This window comes from Asticcacaulis sp. P2_C5, assembly GCF_056404555.1.
Genome location: NZ_JBFUDU010000013.1, coordinates 142,037 through 167,819, shown reverse-complemented (window position 1 = coordinate 167,819; position 25,783 = coordinate 142,037). Strand labels below are relative to the sequence as shown.

Below are 25,783 nucleotides of genomic sequence, written 5' to 3'. Positions count from 1 at the left end.
TCAGCGCTTTCCGCGTTGAAAATTGCTGTAATTTCAAAACATTGCACAATAAGTCATGCCGCCCACGCAGCAAAAAGCGCTCCGGATCTCTCCGAAGCGCTTTGCAAACTTGATAGACCTGAAATCAGGCTGTCTTCTCGACCTGACTATATTCCAGATCGACCGGCGTGGCGCGACCGAAGATCGACACCGACACGCGCAGACGGGCGTGTTCCGGATCGGAGCTTTCGACAACACCGTCGAACGAGGCAAAGTGACCCGAGGTGATCTTGACCTTCTCGCCGATATCGAAGGCCAGGACGGGCTTGGGACGCTCGACCGCCGCGTCGACATTACCGACGATGCGCTGAACTTCTTTTTCCGACACCGGCATGGGCTTGGAGCCCGACCCCAGGAAGCCCGTGACCTTCGGTGTGTTCTTGACCAGGTGGTAGGCTTCGTCCGAAAGCTCCATCTTCACCAGGACATAACCCGGGAAGAACTTGCGCTCGGAATTGAACTTGCGGCCGCGGCGAACCTCAACGACCTCTTCGGTCGGGACCAGGATTTCCGAGAACTTGTCTTCCAGGCCCTGCGACTTGGCCTGGTCGCGCAGAGCTTCGGCGACCTTCTTCTCGAAGTTGGAATAGGCGTGGACTATGTACCACTTGTGGTTCGGATTGGAGACCGGAGCGGTGACGTCCTGGGCCGGATGTGCCATGCGAATGCGTCCTTATTGGCCGATTTTGGTAAGCAGGCTGGAACCCCAGCCGAGAATGGCGTCGGTAACGAAGAAGAATAAAGCGGCCAGAACGACCATGATCATGACCATGACCGTGGTGATCCACGTTTCCTTGCGCGACGTCCAGGTGATCTTGCGCGCTTCCTGACGGACTTCCGTGAAGAATTTCACGATGTTGAAGGGCTTTTTCGGCGCCGCCGGCGCTGCGGCCGCCTTGACCGGTTCGATCTTGCCGATGGCCGTGCCCTTGCCTGCCGCGTTGCCGCGAGGGGCTTCAGCCGTCTTTGTCTTGACCTCTGGTTTTTTCACCGTGTTAAGCCTGTCTTCTATCCGTTGTTGCGAACAACAGAAATGAGGCTCGAAAACGAATTTTCAAGCCTCATCGGGAATGGATGGCAGGGGCAGAGGGGTTCGAACCCACGACCTTCGGTTTTGGAGACCGACGCTCTACCAGCTGAGCTATACCCCTATGTTCCTGCCGGACCGTGAGTCCTTCGGGAATTGAGCCGTGCGATGTACCAGTGCCGGCACCAAAGGGCAACAGGGCCCAGCTAATTTTTTGCAACCCGCCTGGGGAAAAGTGTTTCAGCTCAAGCGCCGCATGGCTCGCGCAAACGTGCGCGACGGGCGCTTGCCCTTGCCAAGCCATGATATGGCTTGGAATTATACGACGAAAGTCGGATCCGACACCGCCCAGAAGGCCGATTTTGGATTCCCTGAGGTGTCGAACAACAAGGGATAGTTCTTGCGCGCCACCGGGAAGCTATCCAGCCATGTGTGGTTGTCGGCCACGCCCCACATGGTGACCGACTGGACGCTGGCATGGGCCGCGAAGACCGTGAATAGAGCGCGATACTGCAGCGCCTGATTACGCAACGCTGTCGTCAGGGCCGCGCCCGTCGCCTCCGCCACGCAGCCCGTCGGCGGCGTACCGAAGCAACTGCCCGGATCGCTGTACAGCGAGACGTCCATTTCCGTAATGTGGTTGATCAGCCCCTTGGCCTCGACATCGCTCAATGTCGCTTCAACCGCCGCCACGCTCGGATAGCCGGTATTGATGTGCATCTGATGGCCAACCCCGTCGATCGGCACGCCCTTGGTGATCAGGTCCTGGACGATGGTCATCAGCCGGCTGCGCTTGCCGGGGTCTTCGGTGCCATAGTCGTTGATGAACAGCTTGACCGTAGCGTCGGCGGCCCGCGCGGCGCGGAAGGCGTATTCGATATAGTCAGGCCCGAAAAGCTGATACCAGGGCGAATTGCGATAGGTCGAGCCGCCATCGTCGCTGGTCACTTCATTGACCACATCCCAGCAATAGACCTTGCCCTTGAAATGCGTCACCACGTCAGTGATGTAGGTTTCGAGGCGCGCGCGGACCAGGGCGCGATAGGCCGTCATGTCGCTTTGGTCGCCATCGAAGAACCACGATGGCGAGGTCTGGTGCCATACCAGCGCATGACCGCGCACATCGATGCCATTGGCCTGGGCGTAGGTGATCAGGGCATCAGCCAGGGTATAGTTGTAGACGCCGGCGGAAACCCCTATCGGATTGGCCTTCATCACGCTTTCGGCAGTGATCGAATTGGCGTGCTTGACCAGGATGGCATGGGTCAGGGCCTGGCTGGTCAGGCCCGGATCGACCGCCATGCCGACCTTGAACTTGCCGGCGAAGTGGGTTTTCAGCGCCGGCGCCGTCGCCGGATCGGGCAGAGTTGACGAGGAACTGGAAGAACTGCTCGACGATGATCCCCCGCCTCCGCCGCCAGAGCCACCTCCCCCACCGCCGCCGCACGCAGCGAGCAGACTGGACGCGCCGGCCGTAAACAGCAACGCGCGGCGATCGAGATGGGTCTTGATCTTCATGGTATCTTCCCTGGCATTTTTATCGTTGAAACGACTCCTGACCAGCTTTTTAGAACCTGTCAAGGTAGCGCTACCATAACCGCGATATCCGCCAGGCAGTGTGGCTATTTGATCAGTTGCGTCACGATAAACCAGATGATCGCCGCAACCGCCGGCACCCCGGCCCAGACCGAGACACGGGCGATAAAGCTGGGCAGCCAGGTAGCGATCTTGCGTCCCGGCACGCTGACCTTCAGACGGTCATAGTTCGAGACCTCGTCATGCGCCCGGTCGAGCGCCGCCTTTTCATCGGCCGACAGCCAGGTTCGGCTGACGCTGTAATCGCGCACAGCCTCGAAACCCTGCGCCGTCTGGCGTCCCGTAAAATTCAGTACAAGACCGCCGAAATTCCACGTCCTGGGCTTGGTCGGCCAGTCCAGCTTGTAATCGGTCTTGATCAGGGTGGTGATCCGCCCCTCACGCACGTCACCCAGGTCGAACGGGAATCGCCGCCGTCCGTCCGGGTCTTCCAGCACGTAGTCGAAGCCCGATTCCGGGCTGAAAAATACCTTCTGCCCCGACACATAATGCCAAGGGTCCTTCGTCGTCACCAGAGTATTGATGGTGATTTCATTCAGGCGGCGGTCATCGATCATCTGCGGGATGGCGCACATGTTCATGCCGTAAATATAGCTGAACAGGGCGCAGCGATCTTCGACGTAGGAACTGAGGCTCTGGTAGCGCAGCTCGCGCCGCACACCGTCGGCCCGCGCACCACGGTAGATATAGTCGATCTCGATCAGGGTCTCTTCGCCCTTCTTCTTGGGCAGGTGGATGACCTCGCGGACCTCGTAGTCGAGCATCGGCGCCTTGTCCATCATGCGGACCAGGTCGGTGTCGGGCTTGAGGATCAGCGAATAGCCGAGGTCGTTCTGCGCCATATGGTCCAGATCGCCGCCCTGGGCGACCGACGACGTCCCCTCAAACCAGTAGATCCGGTCATTGTAGTAGCACATGGAAATGCAGTGGTTGAACGCACCAAGCCGTGGCGGCTGGTTGTTCAGGTCGTGGCCACGCCGCGTGTCGACCAGGGCCGGATAGGACTCGACCCCCATCTTGGTCAGCATGGCGGCGATCATCTTCGACACGTCCTTGCAGTCGCCGATGCGGTCGCCATAAATCGCCGTCAGGCTGCGCGGCACGAAGCCGCCCTCGCCGAACGAAAACGCGAAATAGCGAATATTTTCCTGCACCCAGCGGACGGCGGCAACGATGCGATCCGGCACAGCGGCATGTTCCGCCTCGATCTTGGCGATGACGTCCAAAAGCCCCTGCGGATAGTCGTGATCGCCTTCGAAGCCGGCGCGCATCAGGTCACCAACGCGGGCCCAGCTGTCGATCGAGCTGGCGAAAAAGCCGCGCGCCGGAATGACCCAACCCGGCATATCGCGCTCATAGTCACATTCGTAGACGTGCTCGTCCTCGAACAGGATTTCGCTGTAGCCGTCCTCGAGCTTGGTCACCTTGGGCGGAATCCAGCCCAACGGGAACGGCTTCATATTCAGCTTGCGCTCGGGTGGAACCAGCAGCCGGACGTGGCGCTTGTCCCAATAGATGGCGCTTTGCAGCGGCATCGGCATGGTGATTTCGCCCTGGAAACAGGCCGGATCGCCCGTCAGGGTCAGGGCCGTGTCGATAATATCGCCGACGCGCACATCGGGCAGCGTAATGGCGAAGGTCCAGCGGCCGTCCAGCACCAGGCGCTCGAAGCTGCGTTCGCGGCGCATGACGAAATAGCGCTTGCCGACATCGACCTCGATCACCTCATCGCCGCGCAGAATGCGGATATGGTGGATGGTCAGGTCGTCAAAATAGGGATTGAACGGCAGGGTGACATTGGCCAGGTAGTCGAGCGCCGACAGATTGACGACTTCCTCGATGGTCCGGTTGTAGCGGTGCGGACGCGTATCCAGCCGGGCCTGGTCGTCGACCAGCCAGGTATAAAGGCCCCACGGCGCCTTTGACTGGTCAAGCAGTTGCGGCCGCGCGAACGGCACTTCCTTCACCCAGGCGGGCGCCGGTGCAAAATGTATATGCCGCCTGACTTCTTCCTCGAACACGCACGCCCCCTTGTTGGGCCACCCCTTCTGGCAGCCTTTAATCGTTAACATAAGCTTTCACGGCTTGGAAGATGTCAACGGGCAACACGTCGGCGGCGATTTGCAGTTTGCGCGAAAAAGCGCGCCGGCTCTCACCGGCGCGCTCATTGTGTAAAAACCGCTTAAATCACTGCCCAATCAGGACATTGCCCGAGCCCATGATGCTGCGGTCGACCTGGCCGGTGACCTTCTTGATACGGACATCGCCCGAGCCGACAATGCTGATCGACACGTCGTGCGCTTCACCACCGAACCGGACGTCGCCGGAACCCGCGATATTGACGTCCAGGTTGGGCGCCGAGCCATCCGTGATCACCACATTGCCCGAGCCGCCGATATTGATCGAGGTGTCGCCGTCGACACGGTCCACCGCGATATCGCCATTGCCACCGATATTGGCTTCCAGCTTCTTCACCGTCGTCGCCTTGAAATTGCCGGCCCCGCCGATATTGACCTGGGCGTCCGCGGCACTGCCCATGGTGACGTCGCCCGATCCGCCGATATTGACCTCGGCGTCGTTCGTCACATTGCCGACCGTCCAGCTGCCGCAGCCGCCGTGATTGAATTCCAGGTGTGTCGACGATCCCATGGTGCCGAAGGTCGCGCCGCCGGCCGATACCCGGGCGTCCATCGGCACCTTGATATAGATGGTCGGCAAATCGGCATTGCCGACCAGGCCAACACCCGAAACATTGACCGCGCTGCCGGTCTTGCAGTCCAGCCCGCGATGCTTCAACTTACCATCGGCGATAAACGTATTGCCTTCGGTGCGCACCATGATGACCGGCAGCTTGGCCGTGCCATAGACGACTTTCAGCTCGACATCGCTGCGATTTTCCGGGGTCACCACCACCTTGGCGGCGATATCCTTCAATTCGACTTCAGTGGCTGCCTGGGCGCCGCCGGCGACGCCAAGGGCCAGTACGGAGACGGCGGACATAAGCGTAAACATCTTCATGGTCATGGTTTCCTGTGAGGCGCTCCAACGAGGAGCCATGACCGCATTCTGGCTTTGAGGCCGCATTGTGGCAACTTAAAAGGATGTCATGAAGCATTTGTAACGAGGGCCTCGGGCCCTGGACCCAACACTCGACGGTGAATGCTCGACTGTATAGGGGATTGCTTGATAACAGTGCGGTTCTTAGTCCACCTCTTCCCGTCGCTTTACGGGGAGAGGGTGGCGCGAAGCGCCGGGTGAGGGGCAAATTCCACGGTCGAAATGGTCTGCACGAGCCTGGAAATTCGAGCTCTTGGCTTCGCATAAGGAAAGTTTTGGCACGACTTTCTACCGCCATAAGTGCGGGTTGCCATCTCTAGAATGCCCCTCACCCGGCTCGCAAGCTCGCCACCCTCTCCCCGTAAAGCGACGGGAAGAGGTGGATAGAAGAGCAGCCCAGGAAACAACATACAGTAAATGTGCTGTACGCAACACAAAGGGGCTGCGCCGCTAGCCTACTGCAACTGCCGCAGCAGCAAGGCCGCCGTGGCTTCCGCCGAGCCATCCCCCGTCATAGCAACAGCGACAAACGCCTTGTCCTTCAAAGAATAGGCGACGACCGCCTTGACGCCCGGTGCGCCGCCGCTGTGACCGACCCAGGTCGCCGGCGCCTCGCCAGGCGTGACAGGAAGGGCATAGACCATCACACCCTGGCCGTAGAATTGCGGCCGGCTGAACATCGGGTACAAGGCCCGGAACTGCCCCCTCACCGTTTCAGGCTTCAGCAAACCACCATCCAGCAGCGTCTGCCACAGGACGACCATATCCGCAGCCATCGCTACTACTCCGCCGGCAGCGCCCGGCTGGCGCGGATCAATCGCAACCTCGGCTGTCTGTGACACGAGCGGCATAACATCGCTCAAACCGTCATCCGGCGTCACCATGCGCATATGTTTCAAACCCAGCTTGTCAATCACCCGCTCCGTCACGATGCGGTCATAGGGCTTGCCTTCGACCTTTTCGAGGATCACCCCCAACAGCGCATATCCGGAATTGCTGTAGCGCCAGTTTTCACCCGGACAGAACATGGCGCCATGGCGGTCGAGGATACTCACCTCTTCGTCCAGCCCCATGCGATGCGGCGACTTGCGAAAGACCAGGTCTTCATTGGCGCTGAACAGGCCGCTGGTATGGTCCAGCACCTGCCCTACCGTTATGACATCGCCATTGGGCACACCGTTGATCCACTTTGAAACCGGATCAACGAGGGACAGCTTGCCTTCCTCGACCAGTTGCAGCACAGCAATCGCCGTCAGGGTCTTGCCGGCACTGGCCCAGAAGAACAGCTTGTCGGTCGCCACGCCATCGGTTGTGACAGCGTTTTGCCACCGTCCCTTGCCGGGTACCGCGACCGCTGCCGTCATCGCGCCGGCATGGGTCGCCGCCATGGCCTTGTGCAGCCCCTCGATCAGGCGCTGTTGCGTCACGGTGTCCAGGTCGCTGTCCGGGGTCGCCGGCACGCCAAAGGCCCCGGTGACATCCGGCGCCATTTGAGCCGCACCCGCATAGGGTTTAGCGGCCGAGCAACGAACCGGCTTGTAGTCACCGGCCTGGGCCATGCCCGTCAGCAGGCTTCCCGCCAGGATCGCACCGATTACAAGCCGCATAGTCGTCTCCCCGCCTGATGGCCCGGAGATTCGCTCCTAGCCGTGGGGCTTCAACTTACGGTCAAAGAAGTCGAGAAAGAGGCGGTACTTCTGCAAATTCTTGTCATTGCCGCGTACGCCATGCCTTTCGCCCGGATACAGCATCAATTCGAAGGGCACCGACTTCTTCTGCAGGGCCAGCATGACGCGCGTCGTGTTGGACAATTGGACATTGTCGTCGGCCATGCCGTGCATCAGCAGCAGCGAACCCGGCTTCAGATTGTCGATCCGGTTCAGCACGTCCGACGCGCTATAGCCGTCGGGGTTGTTCTGCGGCGTCGACATGTAACGTTCGGTATAGGCCGTATCGTACAGAGCCCACTGGGTCGGCGGCGCACCGGCCGCGCCGGCGGCAAATGGCGTATCCTTGGCCGTTATGGCCATCATGGTGACGAAGCCGCCCTGCGACCAACCCATGATCCCGATATGGTCGCCATCGACATAGGGCTGGGTCTTCAGCCAGTTGGCGCCCAGGATCTGATCGTCGATATCGGGCCCGCCGAACTGCTTGTAGATGGCACGGCTGAACTTGACCGAGCGACCGGGCGTGCCGCGGTTGTCGAGCGTAAAGACGATATAGCCCGCTTGCTGGAACAACTGGTCGGCCGGCTTTACCCAGGTCTTCTTGACCAGGGCGCTGGCTGGGCCGCCATAGATCGATACGATCACCGGATATTTCTTCGCCGGATCGAAACCGACCGGCTTCAGCATCGACCAGTAAAGGGTCTGGCCGTCCGATGATTTCAGCGTGCCGAATTCCGGCGCGCTATATTCATCCTTATAGGCGGCGTAGGGATGGCCGGCATCCAGCCTGTTCTCCTCGATCCAGCGCAGGCGCTTGCCCGTACCGTCGTACAAGGCTGTCTGCGGTGGCGTTTGGGGGTCGGAATAGTTGCCGATAAACGCCTTGCCTCCGCCCGATACGGTCGCTGTCCACCAGCCGCCGGCAGTGGTCAGTGCCACCGGTTCAACTGGCGTCTTGTAGCTGACCTTGTACAGGCCGTGTTCCAGCGGCGTATCCTTCGAAGCCTCGAAATACAGCTCGCCGGTCGTTTCGTTGACATCGTCCAGTTTGTCGACCGGCCAGTCGCCATGCGTCACCTGGCGGACCAGCTTGCCATCGGCGCCGTAGAGGTAAAAATGCTTATTGCCATCGCGCTCCGACGACCAGATAAAGCCTCCATCCGCCAGCACACGGAAGTCCAGGCTCAGCTCTACCCAGGTGTCCGACGTCTCAGCCAGCAGAACCGACGCCGCGCCGGTCGCAGGGTCGACCTTCAACAGGTCGAGCGTCTTCTGGTCGCGGCTCAGGCGCTGGACGTAGAGCGTCTTGCCATCCTTGGCCCAGTCGACGCGCGCCAGGTAAAAATCGCCGTGCCCGAGATCGACCTTGACCGCATCGCCGCCGCTCAGGCTCTTGATATAGAGCTCAACCACGGCGTTGGGTGTCCCGGCAAAGGGATAGCGCTGCTGGACGATATTGACGCCCTCGCCGCCGATCTCGACGCGTTCCGCCACCTTGACCGGGCTTTCGTCGGTCTTCTGGTAGGCGATCTGGCCGCCCTTCGGGTTCCACCAGTAGCCGGTGTAGCGATCCAGCTCTTCCTGAGCGATAAACTCGGCTGTGCCATAGGTGATCAACTCAGCCCCTTGAGGCGATACAGCCGTCTCGGCGCCGCTTTTCAGGTCGCGAATATAGAGCGTCTGGTCGCGAACATAGGTGACCGCGTCGCCAGCCGGCGACAGCTTGGCGTCAACCTCGTCACCTTCAGTCTGAGTCACGCGCGTGACAGCCTTGGTTGTGCGGTCGACGATATAGATGTCGCCATCCAGCGGCACCAGGATCGACTGGCTGTTGCCGGCCCAGTCATAGGCGACGATGCCGCGCGCTGAGACCCGCATGCGTTCGCGGCGCGACTTTTCCGCTTCCGACAAGGCCTTGCCCGGCGCTGACAGGGCGTCGGAATCGATCAGCAGATACGGCTCGCCGCCCTTGGTCGACACGGCCCACAGGTCCTGGACCAGGGCATTGTCGGTCTTGGGCTTCAGCCAGGTCAGCAGGGTGCCATCAGGCGACAGCTTGGCGCCGACCGCCTTGGGGCCCGACAAGTCCGGATCGGCGAACACGCGTTCAGGTGTAAGAGGGACTGGCGCCGTAGCCGGTACGGTCTGCGCGAAGACCGGTTGGGTCATCATGGTGGTGGACATCAGAATCGACCCTAACAGGACCAGCGGTAAACGGATTTTCACGGGCGCACTCCCCTAATTTTGAAGCCGCGACGCTAGACCGCGGTGCGACGCGTCGTCAAGCCGTTGCAGGTGATACATTTCATGGCTTCACGGTTTCAGCGGCCGCAATTCATCTTCCAGCCCGGCATCGATCAGCAGTTGCCGCGCCTTTTCGAAATGTTCCGGTATGACCAGGACGCGTTTGGGGAACATGCCGATCGAGCCTTCGGCGGCACTGATCGCCTGGTCGGCCACGAAATAGCTGACCTCCAGCTCCTTCAGCAAGGCTTCGACAAACGAAATCAGGGCTGGATTGTTGGCGCGAATGAGTTCCTTCATTTTTTTCGCTCACGGCAGTTCGCAAGGCGAACGCCTACGCGGGTGCGGCGAACGATCGCCGGCGCCCGGTCGGGCGCTGTCATACGGAAGGTAGATTTCATTGTGATGGCCGGCTCAAGATAAACACCGCGCACGCCGCGCAGACAGCCGCCGGTGCATAACGCCACGGACCGCTGATCAGCAGGAAGGAGACGATCGAACTGATCGTCATGGCGGTGATGGCAGCCACCTTGGCCTTGACGCCGATAGCGCCGCGGTCACGAAAGGCGCGGATCGGCGGCCCGATCTTCGGATGGTTCATGATGCGGGCTTCCCACGCTGGATTCGACCGCGCAAAACAGACAGCTGCGACGATAAAAAAGACGGTCGATGGCATGACAGGCAGAAACATGCCGGCGATACCCAGCCCGACACACAGCAATCCCCCAAGCATGAAAATCCAACGCATGAAACAGCATAACCGGAATTATCGGCCGCCGCACGACCAATTGCGTATCAGTTGACCGTATATTGCGCTGAAATGCGGTCGATGACGGTATCGACATCGTCAACCAGGTCAGCATCCAATTCCTTGTGACAGGATACCTGCAAGGTCACCTGCGGATTTTCGCCGACCGCCAGCGTCTTTGGCGACGCATGATTGGAATAGACCTGGGTGTCGCTGGCCTTGAAAAACTTATAGCCCTGCGCCTTGCACAGCTGGGCGGACTGCATCAGCGCCATGTCGCGACGAAAATCCCCGGTCGCCTTGTCATCACCCATATAGACGACGTCATACAGGTTTTCGCCACGCTTGACGGCGCCGACGTTGGCCAGTCCCTTGTCCATGCCGCCATACATATGGTCACACCCGCCCAGCAGCAGGCCAAGACCCACTGCGGCGATCAACGCACCCGACGCCCGCTTCTTCATGTGACTTCCCCAACAACCCTTATCCGCCCACTATAGCACAGCGCGGATTCGTGGCAAATTAAAGACCGGTAAGTAAGGTAAGGTGAAGGGCCGCAGGCCCTTCGACCCGAAACTCGATAGCGCTGATCGGGGTCAAGTTACAAACAAATACGCCTATGAAAAAACCCTCCAGGCCTTTTGGGCCGGAGGGTCTTTTTCACAGGCATACTTCGTTGTCGCTTAAGCGCGTTCAACACCGTCGCGTTATGGGGGTCGAGGGGGCCTGAGGCCCCCTCGCCTTAACCTACTCTACGATTTTCGAGACAACACCTGCACCAACCGTGCGGCCACCTTCACGGATAGCGAAGCGCAGCTTTTCTTCCATGGCGATCGGGGTGATCAGTTCGACGTCCAGTTCCGCGTTGTCGCCCGGCATGATCATTTCCACGCCTTCCTTCAGACGGACGATGCCCGTCACGTCGGTGGTGCGGAAGTAGAATTGCGGACGATAGTTGGTGAAGAACGGGGTGTGACGGCCGCCTTCTTCCTTGGTCAGGATGTAGGCTTCGGCCACAAACTTGGTGTGCGGCGTGATCGAACCRGGCTTGCAGAGAACCTGGCCGCGYTCGACGTCTTCACGCTTGGTGCCGCGCAGCAGCACGCCGACGTTGTCGCCAGCTTGACCTTGGTCCAGCAGCTTGCGGAACATTTCGACGCCCGTGCAGGTCGTCTTYTGRACCGGACGGATGCCGACGATTTCGACTTCTTCGCCGACCTTCACGATACCGCGTTCGACACGGCCGGTGACGACGGTGCCGCGGCCCGAGATCGAGAACACGTCTTCGACCGGCATCAGGAACGGCAGGTCGATCGGGCGTTCCGGCTGCGGGATGTATTCGTCAACCGTGACCATCAGGGCCAGGATCGAGTTTTCRCCGATTTCCGGGTTGACGCCATCGGTCGCGGCCTTGGCCGAGCCCTTGGTGATGGGGATATCGTCGCCGGGGAATTGGTARGACGAAAGCAGCTCGCGCACTTCCATTTCRACCAGTTCCAGCAGTTCTTCGTCGTCGACCAGGTCGACCTTGTTCATGTAGACRACCARGGCCGGMACGCCGACCTGRCGRGCCAGCAGGATGTGCTCGCGCGTTTGCGGCATCGGGCCGTCGGCGGCCGAAACGACCAGGATCGCGCCRTCCATYTGCGCGGCRCCGGTGATCATGTTCTTCACATAGTCGGCGTGGCCCGGGCAGTCGACGTGGGCGTAGTGGCGGTTCGCCGTTTCATATTCGACGTGCGCCGTGTTGATCGTGATGCCGCGTGCCTTTTCTTCCGGCGCCGCGTCGATGTCTTCGTACTTCTTTGCCGTCGCACCGCCCGACTTGGCCAGCGTCATCGTGATCGCCGCCGTCAGGGTCGTCTTGCCATGGTCAACGTGACCAATGGTGCCGATGTTGCAGTGAGGCTTGCTGCGGTTGAATTTTTCCTTGGCCATTTCTCATTCCCGCAGGGCGGGCCTTCATTCGGTTAGGGGTTGATCTATAAGGGTTGCGGCCCGTAGCACAGTCTGTGCTGCGGGCCAACAGGATTTTTAGGCGTACTTCTTGATCACTTCGTCGGCGACGTGCTGCGGCACGGGCTCGTAGTGGTCATAGGTCATGGAGAACTGAGCGCGACCTTGCGACATACCGCGCAGGGTGTTCACATAACCGAACATGTTGGCCAGAGGCACGAAGGCGTCGACGACGATGGCGTTGCCGCGCATGTCCTGACCCTGGATCATGCCACGGCGACCGTTGAGGTCACCGATGACCGAACCCAGATATTCTTCCGGCGACACGACTTCGACCTTCATGATCGGTTCCAGCAGACGCGGGCCGGCCTTTTCGCGCAGTTCCTTGAAGGCGGCGCGAGCGGCGATTTCGAAGGCCAGGACCGAGGAGTCGACGTCGTGGTAGGCGCCGTCCGTCAGCGTGACCTTGAAGTCGATCAGCGGGAAGCCGGCCAGCAGGCCGTTTTCCTTGGACGATTCGAGGCCCTTCACGACGCCGGGGATGTATTCCTTCGGAACGTTACCACCGACGACGGCCGATTCGAACACGAAGCCCGAACCGGGCTCGCCCGGCTCGACCGTCAGCTTGATACGGGCGAACTGGCCGGTACCACCGGTCTGCTTCTTGTGGGTGTAGTCGATGTCGCACTTGCGCGTGATCGATTCACGATAGGCAACCTGCGGCGCGCCGATATTGGCTTCGACCTTGTAGGTCCGCTTCAGGATGTCGATCTTGATGTCGAGGTGCAGTTCGCCCATGCCCTTCAGGATGGTCTGGCCCGACTCGTGGTCGGTCGAAACCGTGAAGGACGGATCTTCGGACGCCAGCTTGGCAAGGGCAACGCCCAGCTTTTCCTGGTCGGCCTTCGACTTGGGCTCGACAGCGATTTCGATAACCGGCGCCGGAAATTCCATGCGTTCCAGGATAACCGGCGACTTCATCGGATCGCACAGGGTGTCACCCGTACGGGTGTCCTTGAGGCCAGCCAGGGCGACGATGTCGCCGGCAAAGGCTTCCTTGATGTCCTGACGGTCGTTGGAGTGCATGAGCAACATGCGGCCAACGCGTTCCTTCTTTTCACGGGTCGTGTTCAGCAGGCCCATGCCGGTTTCCAGCTTGCCGGAATAGAGGCGGCAGAAGGTCAGCGAGCCGACGAACGGGTCGTCCATGATCTTGAAGGCCAGCATCGACAGAGGCTCATCGTCCGAAGCCTTGCGGACAACGTCTTCTTCGGTCTTGTAGTCGATACCGTGGGTCGGCGGAACATCCGACGGCGACGGCAGGTAGTCGACGACGGCGTCGAGCAGGGTTTGAACGCCCTTGTTCTTGAAGGCCGAACCGCACAGGATCGGGTAAAAGGCCGCGTTCAGAACGGCTTTACGGATGCACTTCTTCAGCACTTCTTCCGACGGCTCCTGGCCGTCGAGATAGGCTTCCATGGCTTCGTCGTCGAGTTCGACCGAGTTGTCGATCAGGTACTGACGGGCTTCCTTGGCCTTGTCCAGCAGATCAGCGGGGATTTCTTCGTCGCGGTAGTTGGCGCCCAGGGCATCGTTATCCCAGATAACGGCCTTCATGCGGACCAGGTCGACGAGGCCGCTGAGCGTGTTTTCCGAACCGATCGGAAACTGGATCGGCACAGCCTTGGCGCCCAGACGATCGCGGATCGACTGAACCGACTTATCGAAATCGGCGCCGATCTTGTCCATCTTGTTGACGAACACGATGCGCGGCACCTTGTACTTGTCGGCCTGACGCCAGACGGTTTCGGTCTGCGGCTCGACACCGGCATTGCCGTCGAGCACGGCGACCGCGCCGTCGAGGACGCGCAGGTTGCGTTCGACTTCGATGGTGAAGTCAACGTGGCCCGGGGTGTCGATGATGTTCAGGCGCTTGCCCAGCCAGAAGGTGGTGGTGGCAGCCGAGGTAATCGTGATGCCACGTTCCTGCTCCTGCTCCATCCAGTCCATGGTGGCGGCGCCGTCGTGGACTTCGCCGATCTTGTGGCTCTTGCCCGTATAATACAGGATGCGCTCGGTGGTCGTGGTCTTACCGGCGTCGATGTGCGCCATGATACCGAAATTTCGGTAGTCTTCGATCTTGTGTGTGCGGGGCATGGGAGAGCCTCAATACCTTACGTGGACATCGCCCCCACGCCGGTTGCGCAGGAGCAAAACAGATTTCAGTTGCAAGCAGCGCGGGCGGTTTAGCTCAAACCGCCCGCGCTTCAAAGCAATATTTTCGCGACTGCAACAGGGCTGGAAATTACCAGCACAGGCGCCCTACCAACGGTAGTGCGAGAAGGCGCGGTTGGCTTCAGCCATCTTGTGCGTGTCTTCACGCTTCTTGACGGCGGTGCCGCGGTTGTTGGCGGCGTCGAGCAGCTCGGCGGCCAGCTTTTCCGTCATGGTGTTCTCGCCGCGCTTGCGGGCGGCGTTGACCAGCCAGCGGATGGCCAGGGCGCGACGACGGTCCGGGCGGACTTCGACGGGGACCTGATAGGTCGCACCACCGACGCGGCGCGAACGCACTTCGATCGACGGGGCGACGTTGTCAAGGGCAGCGTGGAAGGTTTCGATCGCGGTCGAATCCTTCTTCTTCGCGACCAGGATGTCGAAAGCACCATAGATGATGTTTTCGGCAACGGCCTTTTTGCCTTCGTACATGACGTAGTTCATGAACTTGGTGACGACCAGATCACCGAACTTGGGGTCCGGCAGGACGTCGCGCTTCTCTGCGCGGTGACGACGTGACATATGATCTGCTCCTTACTTAGGACGCTTCGCGCCGTAATGCGAACGGCGCTGCTTGCGATTCTTGACGCCTTGCGTGTCGAGCACGCCGCGCAGGATGTGGTAACGGACGCCGGGAAGGTCCTTGACGCGGCCGCCGCGGATCAGCACGACGCTGTGTTCCTGCAGGTTGTGGCCTTCGCCCGGGATGTAGCACACGGCTTCGATTTGCGAGGTCAGACGGACCTTGGCGACCTTACGCAGAGCCGAGTTCGGCTTCTTCGGGGTCGTCGTGTAGACGCGGGTGCAGACGCCACGGCGCTGCGGGCAACCCTTAAGGGCGGGTACCTTGTTGCGCTTTGGCTTCGGCTGACGGGGCTTACGGATAAGCTGGTTGACTGTGGGCATAGGATCTCTGTGCTCTCTGGGGAACCTGTGCCGTTTGGCCGAAGGGTTCCGGTTGCGGTTTTACCGTTTTGAGGCTAGGTCCCCGCTCCGTCACCAAGACAAACACAAAAGCCGCAACCTGCGCTATGGAGGTTACGGCGGGGACACAGCCCCTTGCATATGATGGATCGGGAAGGTTTTTGAGGACCGCCTCGAAAATGATGGCCGGGCTATAGAGGAAGGGGGGACAGGCGTCAAGGCGCCACAGTCAGTCAATGCCGACTATTTACGGGATTGTAGGGTTAAGCCGTAGAACGGCCTCATGGCCGCTGCTGCTACCGTCGTGCGGACACATGGTTATAGGGTTACACAGATGACACAGATTGCACAGATGATTTGATGTGCATGGCTATCGGCGCGCAGCGCCCTTCATCGCGTTATTGATGCGCTATGCGCGGCCGCTTCGGCCAAATCATCTGTGCAATCTGCGACATCTGTGTTGAAACCTCGGTAGAGGCCCCTTGATACCGACGGCGCCTGGCGAGCTCGGCCGCTCAGGTACCAGTCCGGCTCAACACCTTGGCCGACTTAGGTTCCAGATGCAGCAGAATCTGCCCGGCGTTATCGCTCTTCAGGGCCGGCGCCAAGGGAGCACCAACGATCATCAGCGCCTCGTGGAAGTCCGTGCCGGCAGTGCCCGTATCAAGGCGGATATCCTGAACCGTATCCGAGACATTGATGGCGACGATCGCGGTATCGCCAGCGTCCGAACGCGAGAAGGCCAGCACCGGGTCGCCGGCCTTAGTCAGCAGCTTGAACGCGCCTGTCCCCAGCACCGGATGCGCCTTGCGCACAGTGTATAGCGCCCGGTAATATTCCAGCAAGCTGGAAGGATCGCCCGCTTCGTCGGCGACATTGTTCGACGCGACATTGATCGCCACGGCGCGATATGGTTTGCCCGTCGTGAAGCCGGCGGTACGCCCCTGCCCTGTCCATGACATCGGCGAGCGCAGGCCGGGATCGTTATAGGTCCCGCCATTGCTCATGCCGACCTCCTCGCCATAATAGGAAAACGGCGTACTGGAGGCCAGGATGGAGATCGCCGCGGCGACCTTGTATCCCGCCGTGCCATTGACGCCGAACTGGTTGATCAGACGGTCACCGACATAAGCGTCATGGCTTTGCAGGGCCAACGGCATCTGGCTGGCGCGGGGGTGCTGAAGCTGGGTGATGACGGCTGCCTCGACCGCGCCCTTTTTGGCGCTTTCGATAACTGCACCTTGGACGCCATAGGCAAAGGCGTTGCAGGCATCGAGGTACTTTTCGGCGCCTTCCGAAACCTCGCAGATCAGGTAGCGATTGTCGAACTGATCGACCGTAGCTTTCAGCTTCTTGACGATGGCCGGATTTCCAGGATCGTTGAAATAACTCTTGGCGCCGTTTTCAAGCAACATAGTCACTGCATCCAGGCGGAAGCCGTCGACACCCTTGTTCATCCAGAAGCGCATACTGTCCTGAAGATACACCATCGCGTCCGGATTTTTCAGGTTCCAGTCGGGCATGGTATCGGAGAAGACTGCGTAATAGAGCCCCTGCCCGCCTTGAACCTGCTTGCCAACCGGCTTCCATGGATCGGTCCAGTAGGCGCCGCTGACGCCACGCATCTTTTCATTATACCAGCCAGGATTCTTGTCGGCGAAGACGAACCAGTCGCGATAAGGACTGGTCTTCGACGTCGCCGCATCGCGGAAAATGGCGTTGCCGCTGCCGGCGTGATTACAGACAAAATCGAGAATGACGCCTATGCCGCGCTTGTGCGCCTCGGCCAAAAATTCATCGAAATCGGCCATGGTGCCGTAGTCGGGATCAACGGCGCGATAGTCATTGACCGCGTAGCCGTGGTCGTGGTCCTGGCTGGGCATCATCGGCATCAGCCAGATTCCGGTCACGCCCAGGTCTTGCAGATAGTCGAGTTGGGAGGTCAAACCCTTGAAATCCCCGATCCCGTCGCCGTCGCTATCCTTGTACGAGCGGACGAAGATTTCCATGAAGGCGGCGTCTTTGTTCCAGTCTTTCGGAAGTGCGCTGGCTTTCTGATCGACCGTAACATGCGACACGTCGATCTCCGCATGGGCCATGCCGGCCGTCAAGGCCAGGGTCGAGACAAGCGCTAGTGTGCGCATATACGCCTTGAGTGTCATGATCGGCTTCCCTGTCGTTTTGTTATGACGGCAGGTGTGACACGGCTTGCATGGCTTGCAAACTTGAATACGTATGCGCTGCCTGTTACCCTGTCCGGCGGGGAGACCAAAATGACTGAGGACGAATACCGCCAACGCGCCCGTCGCCTGGTTGCCGCGCACCAGCCCGCAAACCAGGTCGCCTACCTGCTGATGGAGGATGGCGCTTCAGCGGCCGTGGCGACACAGTTGGCCTATTCCGCCAAGATACGCGCTTTCCAAGACCGCATAGGTTTGTCCTTGCCCGCGGCGATGCTGGGTGCAGTCGCCTTTGTCGTTGCCATGCTCATTCGGCCCTACGCATTTGGCTGGCTGGTATTTTTGTTGTTACTCCCCAGCCTGGCTGGTTTGCTGGATACGCTCTATTGCTGGCGCCAGATTCGTATGGCTAAAGCCCACCTGCTCTCCCGGCAACCCGAAGGCTGATTACCGATCGGCGATATGGACGCCGTGCCAGTTGGGCGAGAACGACCAGGGCCTGGCGCCATGGGTGCGGATGGCGAGGTGCGCATCATCCTCCCACCTGACCGATATCTCGGCTTCGTCGTCCGGATCGGAATCGTCGAAAACGGCGACGGTCTTGCTGCCCTTTAGCCCGCCCTCCAGCTGATGCACCACCACCCACTTGGCCTTGGATGTGCCGACACAATCGGCCGAAACGACCTCGACGCTGTAACGGCCCGAAGGTGAGTCCCGGCTCGACAAACTGTCCTGCGTACACATGCCCAGTTCGCTGCATCCTGTCAGCATAAGAGCCAATAAAGCCACGCCACTCAGTTGAAGTGTTTTAGCTGGGCCAAGGGTTGTCATGGGGTCGTCGAGCGCATCTCCCTGAGGGCGGCGAACTTGCCGTCAACGTCAAGATACATTGCCGTGCTTAAGGATGGCCTAATTTTCCACAGGCTGTGGATAAAAATTGGCGGGTACGATTTTAACACCTTTCTTATCTCGCCCAGCGTGTCCCGTATTTCATCGTTACATGAAGTTGAGCAACCTAACTATCCGCCGATCGTGCCGCAGGAGGCCTTTGTGGACATCTACGCCTATATCAAAAGGGATCATCGCAAACTGGCAGGCATGATGGGTGATGTCCTGGCGATCCGCCTGCCCACCGTACGCCAGACCCTGTTTCAGCAGATTCGCGCCGAGCTGATGGCCCACAGCCAGAGCGAAGAGCAGACCTTCTATACGGCGGTGGAAGCCGCCGCCAGCGAAAGCCTGCGCGAGCAACTGGGCCACTCCGTGTACGAGCATCATGAAATCGCCGACCTGCTGGCCGTACTCAATACCGCGCCGATCTCCAGCGAGTTCTGGGCGGAGAAATTCGGCGAACTGCGCCAGGCGGTCGCACACCACGTGGAGCAGGAAGAGACCGATGTCTTCCCTAAGGCCAGAACCCTGCTGAGCCCGGCCGTGGAGCGCCAACTCGCCAAGGACATGGATGCCCTGAAACAGGCTCTGCTCCAGGACTTCGAACTGGGCATCCCTGCCATTCAGGACGTGTAGACCGACCGCCGCAGGACAATCGGCAGGCAGAGCAGGTACAACGCCGCCCCGACGATCCACACCAAGCCCGGCCAGACAGTGCCTGGAGAGATATCGCGCGTGGCGAAATAGAGGCCCAGAAAAACCAGAGGCGCAATAATCGCCGCCAGGCTTTGCAGGCTGGCCATCACGCCCTGAAGCTCGCCCTGGCGGTCCTCATCGACCTTATGACTGATCACCGCCTGCAGCACCGACGGTCCTATGCCGCCAAGGCAAAGGAACGGCACCAGCAGGAAGATCATCCAGCCGTCGGTTGCCAACGCGATGGCGATATAGGACAACATGTCGGCGAAGATACCGGTCAACAAGGCGGCGCGCTCACCGAACCGCCTGGTCAGCGGGCCGACGACGAAAGCCTGGGCCAGGGTATGGAACAGGCCGAACAGGGTCATCGAAATACCGACCGTCAGGCCGTGCCAGTGATAGCGATGTTCGACATAGAAGACCCAGACGCTGCCGCCGATTTCACCGATCATCGCCATCATGGTGACAACGAACAACAGTCCGGTCAGGCTGCGAAACGACGCAATTCCACGCAGGCCCGCGAAGGGGTCGGCTGGCCCATCCCCAGATACAGGCATGGCTTCCCGCTTCACCCGCGATTCCGGCAGGACCAGCAGCACCATGGCCAGATTGATCGCAGCCAGGGCAGCCGCCGCGGCGAACGGCCAGTTGAGTCCGACGTCGCGTAATACGCCACCCAGCGCAGGCCCGAGAATAAACCCGATCCCCAGACAGGCGCTCAGTTGGCCAAAACGAGCTGCGCGATCTTCCGGCCCGGAAATGTCGGTCAGATAGGCCGAGGCCACCGACATGTTCGATCCGGTAATACCGGCCACGGCCCGCGCGATGAACAGGATCCACAGCGGCGGCAACAGAGCCATAACCGAATAGCTGAGCACAGCCCCCGCCACCGACGCGATCAGCACCGGCTTGCGCCCGACGCGATCGCTCAGCCTGCCCAGGATCGGCGCGAACAGGAATTGCATCAGGGCATAGAGCGACAGGAAGAAGCCGAAAGCGACGGCGTGGCCGCCCTGCCCCTTTGCCGTGAACAAATCCGGCAGCACCGGCAGGACCAGACCGATGCCGGCCGAGTCGAGGATGACGGTGAGAAAAATAGTGGCGAGGGGAAGACGGCCGGCGGACTTTGACATCGCGCGGCGATAGGGATAGGCGAGACTCAAGTCAAGTTTGGTTGCCCAGATGATCCATATCCAGAACATCGACCACGTCGTCTTCCGCGTCCGCGACCTCGACACCATGGTGCGCTTCTATACCGAGGTGTTGGGTGCGCAGTTCGAGCAGTACCAACAGCATGTCGATCTCTATCAATTGCGCGTCGGCACCTCGCTGATCGACCTGATCCCGGTCGACGGCGTGCTGGGCCGTCAGGGTGGTGCTGCGCCCGGTCCGGAAGGGCGCAATGTCGATCACGTCTGTTTCCGTGTCGCGCCGTGGAACGAGAAACATATCCTGGCTCATCTGTTCACCCACGGCATTATCGCAGAGGTGGCGGAGCGTTACGGCGCCGATGGCGAAGGGCCGTCCATCTATCTTGACGATCCGGAAGGCAACCGCCTGGAACTGAAAGGCCCGGCTACCCGGCCGCCGGTTTCGCGAAGGACTGCGACAGACCCCAGTAGCTGATACCGGCCGCCGCAAAGGCCGGCAAGGTCGCGCCGGCGCCCGGCAGGTATTTGAGGAAGTAATAGTAGGTAGCAATGCCGACGGCCCAGGCGGCAAAGGCAGCGATGTGGACGCCGTAAAAGAAACGATAGACACCGTTGGGATTGCGAATGTCCTCAGCGGCAATGACACGGCGACGGATGACGAAATGGTCGATCAGAAGCACGGCGTACAGCGGCGTGAAGACGGCGCCGATCATATAGAGGAAGTCGGTAAACTGGGTCATCGGCACGAAAAGGGCGATTCCGGTGCACAGGACGCCGAAGCCGATGGCCAGCCAGCGCGTCTGAATCGGGAACAGGGTCCCGGTCGAGGTCGCGGCCGAAAAGATATCAGCGAAGACATTGTCCGTCTCGTCGATCAGGATCAGCAGCAGGGCCAAGCCTCCGCCGGCCGTGGCCAGAGCCGACAACAGCATGTCGCCGGTCTGGCCCGCCGAGACCAGGGCGTAGGCGGCGCCCAGGGCGTAAAACCAGATATTGGCCAGCAGATAGCCGCCGGCCGTGCCGCGAAACATGGCGACGGGTGAGCGGCCGAAACGACTGTAGTCGGCGATTAGGGGCAGCCAGCTTAAAGGCATGGCGACGACCAGGTCGATGGCCGCCCAGAAGGTGCCCGTGCCATCTCCCGGCCGCGCCCAGATCGCGCCGAGGTCGGATCGCGACAACAGCAGCCAGGTCAACCAGGCGGCACCGGCCAGAAGCAGCCACATGCCCCAATGGCGCAGGAAACGGCGCACGAAACTGAGCGGCCCCAGGACAGCCAGCCCGGTTGCCGCAACTCCGAACAGCAGAGTCCACAGCACCGGCAAGGTAAAACCGAAGGCCTCGCCCGACAGGGTATTGGCAGCATCGCGCATGATGATGATTTCGAAAGCGCCCCAGCCAACCAGTTGGACGATATTGAGAATGGCAGCGACTCCGGCGCCACGAATGCCCAGGGCCGGCCGCAGGGCGGCAATACTGGCCAGGCCGGTATCGGCGCCGATAACGCCGACCAGGGCCAACAGACCGGCGCCGACCAAACTGCCCACAACGATGGCGGCCAGGGCAGCACCCAGCGACAGGCCGGGCACCAGGAAACTGCCGGCCTGCATGACCAGAAGGCCGATACCCAGGCTGAACCACAGCGCAAAGGCGTCGCGGCCGGTCAGGCTGCGCGACGCCGGGGGCGCCGGCGTCAACGGATCATAGGTATCGGCCTCGCCTGGGTCGCTCATGAATTGCCGCCGATTAAATCACCCAACTGGCCCAGGACCGAGCCCTCGCCGCGCGACGGTCCTGCGCCACCGGCTGCCGCGGCGATGCGACCCGCCAGGCGGGCAAACGGCAGCGACTGGATCCATACCTTGCCGGGCCCGGTCAACTGGGCGAAAAACACGCCTTCGCCTGCAAACAACATGCTCTTGATGCCGCCAGCCTGGATCAGGTCGAAATCGACCGTCTCGGTATAGGCGGCGACACAGCCCGTATCGACGTGCAGTGTTTCCCCGGGCGCCAATTCGCGCTCAATAACCATGCCGCCGAATTGAACAAATACCCAGCCGTCGCCCTCAAGCTTTTGCATAATAAAGCCTTCGCCGCCGAACAGGCCGGTCATGATCTTTTTCTGGAAGGCAATACCCAGCGACACGCCCTTGGCGGCGCACAGGAAGGCGTCCTTCTGGCAGATCAACCGCCCGCCCAGATCGCTGAGTTTCAGCGGTACGATGGCGCCCGGCACCGGAGCGGAAAAAGCGACACGTGCCTTGCCGCGACCGTTGTGCGTAAAGACCGTGGTGAACAGGCTTTCGCCGGTGACCAGGCGCTTGCCAGCGCCCAAAAGCGCGCCCATGAAGCCGCCGGCCTGCTGGCCGGAAGCGTCACCGAAGACCGTGGTCATGCCGATGGAGGCGTCCTTCCACACCATGGCGCCGGCTTCGGCGATGGCGCTTTCGCCGGGATCGAGTTCGATCTCGATAAACTGCAACTCCTGGCCCTTGATCTCGAAATCGATATCGTCAGCGATACCGGTGCGGCGATGGTGGATGCGGTCATCGAAGGGATCGGCCATGGGAAGGCTCCTTGGGCAAGGGGAATCGTCGCCTAAGATTTAGCCGTTGCTGAGCAAAATGTAAGCGGGAATCCGTTTAGTAGTCCCGGTATCTCGAAGCTAAACAGCCTTGTTATGATTACGCATATATTCGCGCAGGGCGGCGTTTATCCGCGTCTGATAGCCTTCGCCGGACGCCTTGAACCAGGCCACAAGGTCCGAATCCAACCGAATGGAATATGGTTTTTTCACAGGCCGGTAGAGGGCGCCACGCACCGCTCCGGACCAATCAGTGACTTCCGGAATATCGCTTAGATCAATGCCCTTGCCACCCCGAGCTTCCAACGCATCGAGTTCTGCCATCAATTCGGGTGATACGGGCTTAGAGTTTTCCGTCTTCATAAGCTCTCCTTTCATGCACGGTTGCTTCTCGCGCACTAATGATGCGACCGGTCTCGTCGTCATCCGGCCATGTGTGGACTACAAAGACCAGAACTGCGCGGCCGGAATAGGGCTGCCCTATGGCTCGCCAGCGTTCCTCATCCACATATGGGTCAGGCATGATCAGATGGTAAGGGTCGTCGAAAACATGACAGGCCAGTTCGAATGACACACCATGTTTCTTCAGATTGGCTTCCGCTTTCTTTTCATCCCAAGTCCAATTCAAGCTTCGCCTCCGGTATATACGATTATGTATATACAACCGTCTGGATGTCAAGTTTTGCCGGAGGATATTCCATCTTGACGCCCTGCCCTATCCTTCTATGCTTCGCAGCAGTTCACCGGGGTGTCCCTTCATCGGGGCTGAGATAAAACCCGCAGAACCTGATCCGGGTCATGCCGGCGAAGGGAGTTGGATACGCCACACTGAGGCGCCCGCAATCTAAGCGCATGATCCCTTTAATCTTGAAGGGATTCACCATGAACAAGCCACTCGAACACAAACCTATCAAGGTCGAAGCCACGCCCATTCCGGGCTCGCAGAAGGCCTACCAATCCGGAACACTGTTCCCCGAGATTCGCGTGCCGTTCCGCGAAGTCTGCGTCCATCCGTCTGCCAACGAAGCGCCGCTGACCATTTATGATTCGTCCGGTCCCTACACGGAGGCCGGCTTTGTTCCGGATATCGAGAAGGGTCTGCCAAGGCTGCGCGAAAGCTGGATCAAGGCACGCGGCGATGTCGAAGAGATTGTCGCCCGCGAGGTCAAGCCCGAGGACAACGGCAATGTCTCCGCCGGCGCCCTGGCGCCGCAGTTTCCCAACCTACCCAAGGTGTTGCGCGCCAAGGACGGCCACAACGTCACGCAGTTGGAATATGCCAGGCGCGGGGTGATCACGCCCGAGATGGAATATATCGCCATTCGCGAAAACCTGCGTCGCGCCGAAACTGCCGAGGTCATTCGTGACGGCGAAGATTTCGGGGCGGAGATTCCTGACTTTATCACGCCGGAATTCGTGCGCGATGAAGTGGCGCGCGGGCGGGCGATCATTCCGGCCAATATCAACCACCCCGAGGTCGAGCCGATGATCATCGGCCGCAACTTCCTGGTCAAGATCAACGCCAATATCGGCAATTCGGCCGTGACCTCCGCGATGGAGCAGGAGGTCGAAAAGATGGTCTGGGCCATCCGCTGGGGCGCCGACAATGTCATGGACCTGTCGACCGGGCGCAATATCCACAATATCCGCGAATGGATCATCCGCAATTCACCGGCCCCCATCGGCACAGTGCCGATCTATCAGGCGCTGGAAAAGGTCAATGGCGTCGCTGAGGACCTGACCTGGGAGGTCTATCGCGACACCCTGATCGAGCAGGCCCAGCAGGGCGTCGACTATTTCACCATCCATGCCGGCGTGCGCCTGGCCTATATCCACCTGACGGCCAAGCGGGTGACCGGTATCGTGTCGCGCGGCGGTTCGATCATGGCCAAGTGGTGCCTGGCGCATCACAAGGAGAACTTCCTCTACACGCATTTCGACGAGATCTGCGACATCATGCGCGCCTATGACGTCTCGTTCAGCCTGGGCGACGGTTTGCGACCGGGCTCGATTGCCGACGCCAATGACGCGGCGCAATTTGCCGAACTGGAGACACTGGGTGAGCTGACGCAGATTGCGTGGAGGAAGAATGTCCAGGTGATGATCGAAGGGCCTGGCCACGTGCCGATGCACAAGATCAAGGCCAATATGGACAAGCAGTTGAAGACCTGCGGCGAGGCGCCCTTCTATACGCTCGGGCCACTGACGACGGATATCGCACCGGGTTACGACCATATTACCTCGGCGATCGGGGCGGCGATGATCGGCTGGTACGGCACGGCAATGCTCTGTTACGTCACGCCTAAGGAACATCTGGGCCTGCCGGACCGCCAGGACGTCAAGGACGGGGTGATTGCCTACAAGATCGCGGCCCATGCCGCTGACCTCGCCAAGGGCCATCCCGGGGCGCGGATGTGGGACGACGCGATGAGCCGGGCGCGGTTCCAGTTCCGCTGGGAGGACCAGTTCAACCTGGGGCTCGATCCGGAAACCGCGCGGGCCTTCCATGACGAGACCTTGCCGAAGGAGGCGCACAAGACAGCGCATTTTTGCTCGATGTGCGGCCCGAAATTCTGCTCGATGAAGATCAGCCAGGAGGTGCGCGACTATGCCGCCGGCATGACGGATAATGAACGGGCGGATATCGAAGCTGGGATGAGTGAGATGTCGGTGAAGTTCAAGGCGCTGGGCTCGGAGATCGACGTGCCGGCACAATAGCTAACGGGGCGTGGGGTCCGCGACC

General features: G+C 60.3%; 25 protein-coding genes, 1 tRNA gene and 1 riboswitch. Of the genes, 4 read left to right on the top strand and 22 right to left on the bottom strand.

Annotated features, from left to right (window positions below; translation table 11 throughout):
• Positions 1–124: 124 nt before the first annotated feature.
• The 16 genes from nusG to AC1DXO_RS21245 all read right to left on the bottom strand — a co-directional run bounded on the left by nusG (position 125) and on the right by AC1DXO_RS21245 (position 17,697).
• Positions 125–700: a transcription termination/antitermination protein NusG gene (gene nusG, locus AC1DXO_RS21320; RefSeq protein ID WP_476980206.1), complete on the bottom strand. Its 576-nt coding sequence runs from the start codon at positions 698–700 to the stop codon at positions 125–127.
• 12 nt (positions 701–712) lie between these two features.
• Positions 713–1,030, bottom strand: coding sequence for a preprotein translocase subunit SecE (gene secE / locus AC1DXO_RS21315; RefSeq protein ID WP_476980205.1), 318 nt, complete (start codon positions 1,028–1,030; stop codon positions 713–715).
• Positions 1,031–1,114: 84 nt separating this feature from the next.
• Positions 1,115–1,190, bottom strand: a tRNA-Trp gene (locus tag AC1DXO_RS21310).
• A 194-nt stretch (positions 1,191–1,384) separates the two neighbouring features.
• On the bottom strand, positions 1,385–2,584 hold the full coding sequence (locus AC1DXO_RS21305; RefSeq protein WP_476980204.1) for an endo-1,4-beta-xylanase: 1,200 nt from the start codon (positions 2,582–2,584) through the stop codon (positions 1,385–1,387).
• 104 nt (positions 2,585–2,688) lie between these two features.
• On the bottom strand, positions 2,689–4,683 hold the full coding sequence (locus AC1DXO_RS21300) for a DUF3857 domain-containing protein (protein ID WP_476980203.1): 1,995 nt from the start codon (positions 4,681–4,683) through the stop codon (positions 2,689–2,691).
• A gap of 166 nt (positions 4,684–4,849) precedes the next feature.
• The gene (locus AC1DXO_RS21295) at positions 4,850–5,719 is read right to left on the bottom strand and encodes a GIN domain-containing protein (protein WP_476980202.1); all 870 of its coding nucleotides are present in this window, start codon (positions 5,717–5,719) and stop codon (positions 4,850–4,852) included.
• A 455-nt stretch (positions 5,720–6,174) separates the two neighbouring features.
• Positions 6,175–7,326, bottom strand: a complete 1,152-nt coding sequence (locus AC1DXO_RS21290) for a serine hydrolase domain-containing protein (RefSeq protein WP_476980201.1) — start codon at positions 7,324–7,326, stop codon at positions 6,175–6,177.
• 36 nt (positions 7,327–7,362) lie between these two features.
• Positions 7,363–9,573 carry a S9 family peptidase gene (locus AC1DXO_RS21285; protein WP_476980200.1) on the bottom strand — a complete coding sequence of 737 codons (2,211 nt, stop codon included), beginning with the start codon at positions 9,571–9,573 and terminating at the stop codon, positions 7,363–7,365.
• 129 nt (positions 9,574–9,702) lie between these two features.
• Complete coding sequence (locus AC1DXO_RS21280) at positions 9,703–9,933, bottom strand: putative signal transducing protein (protein WP_476980199.1); 231 nt, start codon at positions 9,931–9,933, stop codon at positions 9,703–9,705.
• 97 nt (positions 9,934–10,030) lie between these two features.
• Positions 10,031–10,381, bottom strand: coding sequence for a YbaN family protein (locus AC1DXO_RS21275; protein WP_476980198.1), 351 nt, complete (start codon positions 10,379–10,381; stop codon positions 10,031–10,033).
• 47 nt (positions 10,382–10,428) lie between these two features.
• Positions 10,429–10,845: a hypothetical protein gene (locus AC1DXO_RS21270; RefSeq protein ID WP_476980197.1), complete on the bottom strand. Its 417-nt coding sequence runs from the start codon at positions 10,843–10,845 to the stop codon at positions 10,429–10,431.
• Positions 10,846–11,128: 283 nt separating this feature from the next.
• Positions 11,129–12,319: an elongation factor Tu gene (tuf, locus tag AC1DXO_RS21265; RefSeq protein ID WP_476980196.1), complete on the bottom strand. Its 1,191-nt coding sequence runs from the start codon at positions 12,317–12,319 to the stop codon at positions 11,129–11,131.
• A gap of 96 nt (positions 12,320–12,415) precedes the next feature.
• Positions 12,416–14,494 (bottom strand): elongation factor G, encoded by a 2,079-nt coding sequence (gene fusA / locus AC1DXO_RS21260; protein ID WP_476980195.1) that lies wholly within the window; start codon positions 14,492–14,494, stop codon positions 12,416–12,418.
• A gap of 165 nt (positions 14,495–14,659) precedes the next feature.
• Entirely contained in the window at positions 14,660–15,133 is a 474-nt protein-coding gene (rpsG, locus tag AC1DXO_RS21255) for a 30S ribosomal protein S7 (protein WP_476980194.1), read from the bottom strand.
• A gap of 12 nt (positions 15,134–15,145) precedes the next feature.
• Positions 15,146–15,517 carry a 30S ribosomal protein S12 gene (rpsL, locus tag AC1DXO_RS21250; protein ID WP_006275291.1) on the bottom strand — a complete coding sequence of 124 codons (372 nt, stop codon included), beginning with the start codon at positions 15,515–15,517 and terminating at the stop codon, positions 15,146–15,148.
• 533 nt (positions 15,518–16,050) lie between these two features.
• Positions 16,051–17,697, bottom strand: a complete 1,647-nt coding sequence (locus AC1DXO_RS21245; RefSeq protein WP_476980193.1) for an alpha-amylase family glycosyl hydrolase — start codon at positions 17,695–17,697, stop codon at positions 16,051–16,053.
• A 111-nt stretch (positions 17,698–17,808) separates the two neighbouring features.
• Between AC1DXO_RS21245 and AC1DXO_RS21240 the strand changes: the two genes are divergently transcribed.
• Positions 17,809–18,162 carry a hypothetical protein gene (locus AC1DXO_RS21240; RefSeq protein ID WP_476980192.1) on the top strand — a complete coding sequence of 118 codons (354 nt, stop codon included), beginning with the start codon at positions 17,809–17,811 and terminating at the stop codon, positions 18,160–18,162.
• Here AC1DXO_RS21240 and AC1DXO_RS21235 read toward each other — a convergent pair whose 3' ends face one another.
• On the bottom strand, positions 18,163–18,546 hold the full coding sequence (locus AC1DXO_RS21235) for a hypothetical protein (protein ID WP_476980191.1): 384 nt from the start codon (positions 18,544–18,546) through the stop codon (positions 18,163–18,165).
• Positions 18,547–18,693: 147 nt separating this feature from the next.
• On the opposite strand from AC1DXO_RS21235, the gene AC1DXO_RS21230 reads away from it, so the two are divergent.
• On the top strand, positions 18,694–19,242 hold the full coding sequence (locus AC1DXO_RS21230) for a hemerythrin domain-containing protein (protein WP_476980190.1): 549 nt from the start codon (positions 18,694–18,696) through the stop codon (positions 19,240–19,242).
• Here AC1DXO_RS21230 and AC1DXO_RS21225 read toward each other — a convergent pair.
• A complete protein-coding gene (locus tag AC1DXO_RS21225) occupies positions 19,230–20,507 on the bottom strand; it encodes a TCR/Tet family MFS transporter (protein WP_476980189.1) in 1,278 nt (425 codons plus the stop codon). The genes AC1DXO_RS21230 and AC1DXO_RS21225 overlap by 13 nt on opposite strands.
• Here AC1DXO_RS21225 and AC1DXO_RS21220 point away from each other — a divergent pair.
• Positions 20,488–20,931 carry a VOC family protein gene (locus AC1DXO_RS21220; RefSeq protein WP_476980188.1) on the top strand — a complete coding sequence of 148 codons (444 nt, stop codon included), beginning with the start codon at positions 20,488–20,490 and terminating at the stop codon, positions 20,929–20,931. The two genes, AC1DXO_RS21225 and AC1DXO_RS21220, sit on opposite strands and share 20 nt — an antisense overlap.
• Here AC1DXO_RS21220 and cytX read toward each other — a convergent pair.
• The 4 genes from cytX to AC1DXO_RS21200 all read right to left on the bottom strand — a co-directional run bounded on the left by cytX (position 20,882) and on the right by AC1DXO_RS21200 (position 23,668).
• Entirely contained in the window at positions 20,882–22,189 is a 1,308-nt protein-coding gene (gene cytX, locus AC1DXO_RS21215) for a putative hydroxymethylpyrimidine transporter CytX (RefSeq protein ID WP_476980187.1), read from the bottom strand. The two genes, AC1DXO_RS21220 and cytX, sit on opposite strands and share 50 nt — an antisense overlap.
• Positions 22,186–23,022, bottom strand: a complete 837-nt coding sequence (locus AC1DXO_RS21210) for an AIM24 family protein (protein WP_476980186.1) — start codon at positions 23,020–23,022, stop codon at positions 22,186–22,188. Before AC1DXO_RS21210 ends, cytX begins: the two co-directional genes overlap by 4 nt.
• A gap of 99 nt (positions 23,023–23,121) precedes the next feature.
• A complete protein-coding gene (locus AC1DXO_RS21205) occupies positions 23,122–23,403 on the bottom strand; it encodes a BrnA antitoxin family protein (protein ID WP_476980185.1) in 282 nt (93 codons plus the stop codon).
• Positions 23,384–23,668, bottom strand: a complete 285-nt coding sequence (locus AC1DXO_RS21200) for a BrnT family toxin (protein ID WP_476980184.1) — start codon at positions 23,666–23,668, stop codon at positions 23,384–23,386. Before AC1DXO_RS21200 ends, AC1DXO_RS21205 begins: the two co-directional genes overlap by 20 nt.
• A 106-nt stretch (positions 23,669–23,774) precedes the next feature.
• A riboswitch (TPP riboswitch) is annotated at positions 23,775–23,870 on the top strand.
• 52 nt (positions 23,871–23,922) lie between these two features.
• Between AC1DXO_RS21200 and thiC the strand changes: the two genes are divergently transcribed.
• On the top strand, positions 23,923–25,758 hold the full coding sequence (thiC, locus tag AC1DXO_RS21195; protein ID WP_476980183.1) for a phosphomethylpyrimidine synthase ThiC: 1,836 nt from the start codon (positions 23,923–23,925) through the stop codon (positions 25,756–25,758).
• Positions 25,759–25,783 lie beyond the last annotated feature (25 nt).

Excerpts from the sequence above, each read along its gene's own strand:
- AC1DXO_RS21295 (WP_476980202.1), bottom strand. The coding sequence starts at position 5,719 with ATGGCTCCTCGTTGGAGCGCCTCACAGGAAACCATGACCATGAAGATG.
- AC1DXO_RS21235 (WP_476980191.1), bottom strand. The coding sequence starts at position 18,546 with ATGACAACCCTTGGCCCAGCTAAAACACTTCAACTGAGTGGCGTGGCT.
- AC1DXO_RS21280 (WP_476980199.1), bottom strand. The coding sequence starts at position 9,933 with ATGAAGGAACTCATTCGCGCCAACAATCCAGCCCTGATTTCGTTTGTC.
- AC1DXO_RS21210 (WP_476980186.1), bottom strand. The coding sequence starts at position 23,022 with ATGGCCGATCCCTTCGATGACCGCATCCACCATCGCCGCACCGGTATC.
- AC1DXO_RS21270 (WP_476980197.1), bottom strand. The coding sequence starts at position 10,845 with ATGAAGAAGCGGGCGTCGGGTGCGTTGATCGCCGCAGTGGGTCTTGGC.
- thiC (WP_476980183.1), top strand. The coding sequence starts at position 23,923 with ATGAACAAGCCACTCGAACACAAACCTATCAAGGTCGAAGCCACGCCC.
- AC1DXO_RS21305 (WP_476980204.1), bottom strand. The coding sequence starts at position 2,584 with ATGAAGATCAAGACCCATCTCGATCGCCGCGCGTTGCTGTTTACGGCC.
- fusA (WP_476980195.1), bottom strand. The coding sequence starts at position 14,494 with ATGCCCCGCACACACAAGATCGAAGACTACCGAAATTTCGGTATCATG.
- AC1DXO_RS21225 (WP_476980189.1), bottom strand. The coding sequence starts at position 20,507 with ATGTTCTGGATATGGATCATCTGGGCAACCAAACTTGACTTGAGTCTC.
- rpsG (WP_476980194.1), bottom strand. The coding sequence starts at position 15,133 with ATGTCACGTCGTCACCGCGCAGAGAAGCGCGACGTCCTGCCGGACCCC.
- nusG (WP_476980206.1), bottom strand. The coding sequence starts at position 700 with ATGGCACATCCGGCCCAGGACGTCACCGCTCCGGTCTCCAATCCGAAC.
- rpsL (WP_006275291.1), bottom strand. The coding sequence starts at position 15,517 with ATGCCCACAGTCAACCAGCTTATCCGTAAGCCCCGTCAGCCGAAGCCA.
- cytX (WP_476980187.1), bottom strand. The coding sequence starts at position 22,189 with ATGAGCGACCCAGGCGAGGCCGATACCTATGATCCGTTGACGCCGGCG.
- AC1DXO_RS21275 (WP_476980198.1), bottom strand. The coding sequence starts at position 10,381 with ATGCGTTGGATTTTCATGCTTGGGGGATTGCTGTGTGTCGGGCTGGGT.
- AC1DXO_RS21290 (WP_476980201.1), bottom strand. The coding sequence starts at position 7,326 with ATGCGGCTTGTAATCGGTGCGATCCTGGCGGGAAGCCTGCTGACGGGC.
- AC1DXO_RS21240 (WP_476980192.1), top strand. The coding sequence starts at position 17,809 with ATGACTGAGGACGAATACCGCCAACGCGCCCGTCGCCTGGTTGCCGCG.
- AC1DXO_RS21245 (WP_476980193.1), bottom strand. The coding sequence starts at position 17,697 with ATGACACTCAAGGCGTATATGCGCACACTAGCGCTTGTCTCGACCCTG.
- AC1DXO_RS21205 (WP_476980185.1), bottom strand. The coding sequence starts at position 23,403 with ATGAAGACGGAAAACTCTAAGCCCGTATCACCCGAATTGATGGCAGAA.
- AC1DXO_RS21285 (WP_476980200.1), bottom strand. The coding sequence starts at position 9,573 with ATGTCCACCACCATGATGACCCAACCGGTCTTCGCGCAGACCGTACCG.
- AC1DXO_RS21220 (WP_476980188.1), top strand. The coding sequence starts at position 20,488 with ATGATCCATATCCAGAACATCGACCACGTCGTCTTCCGCGTCCGCGAC.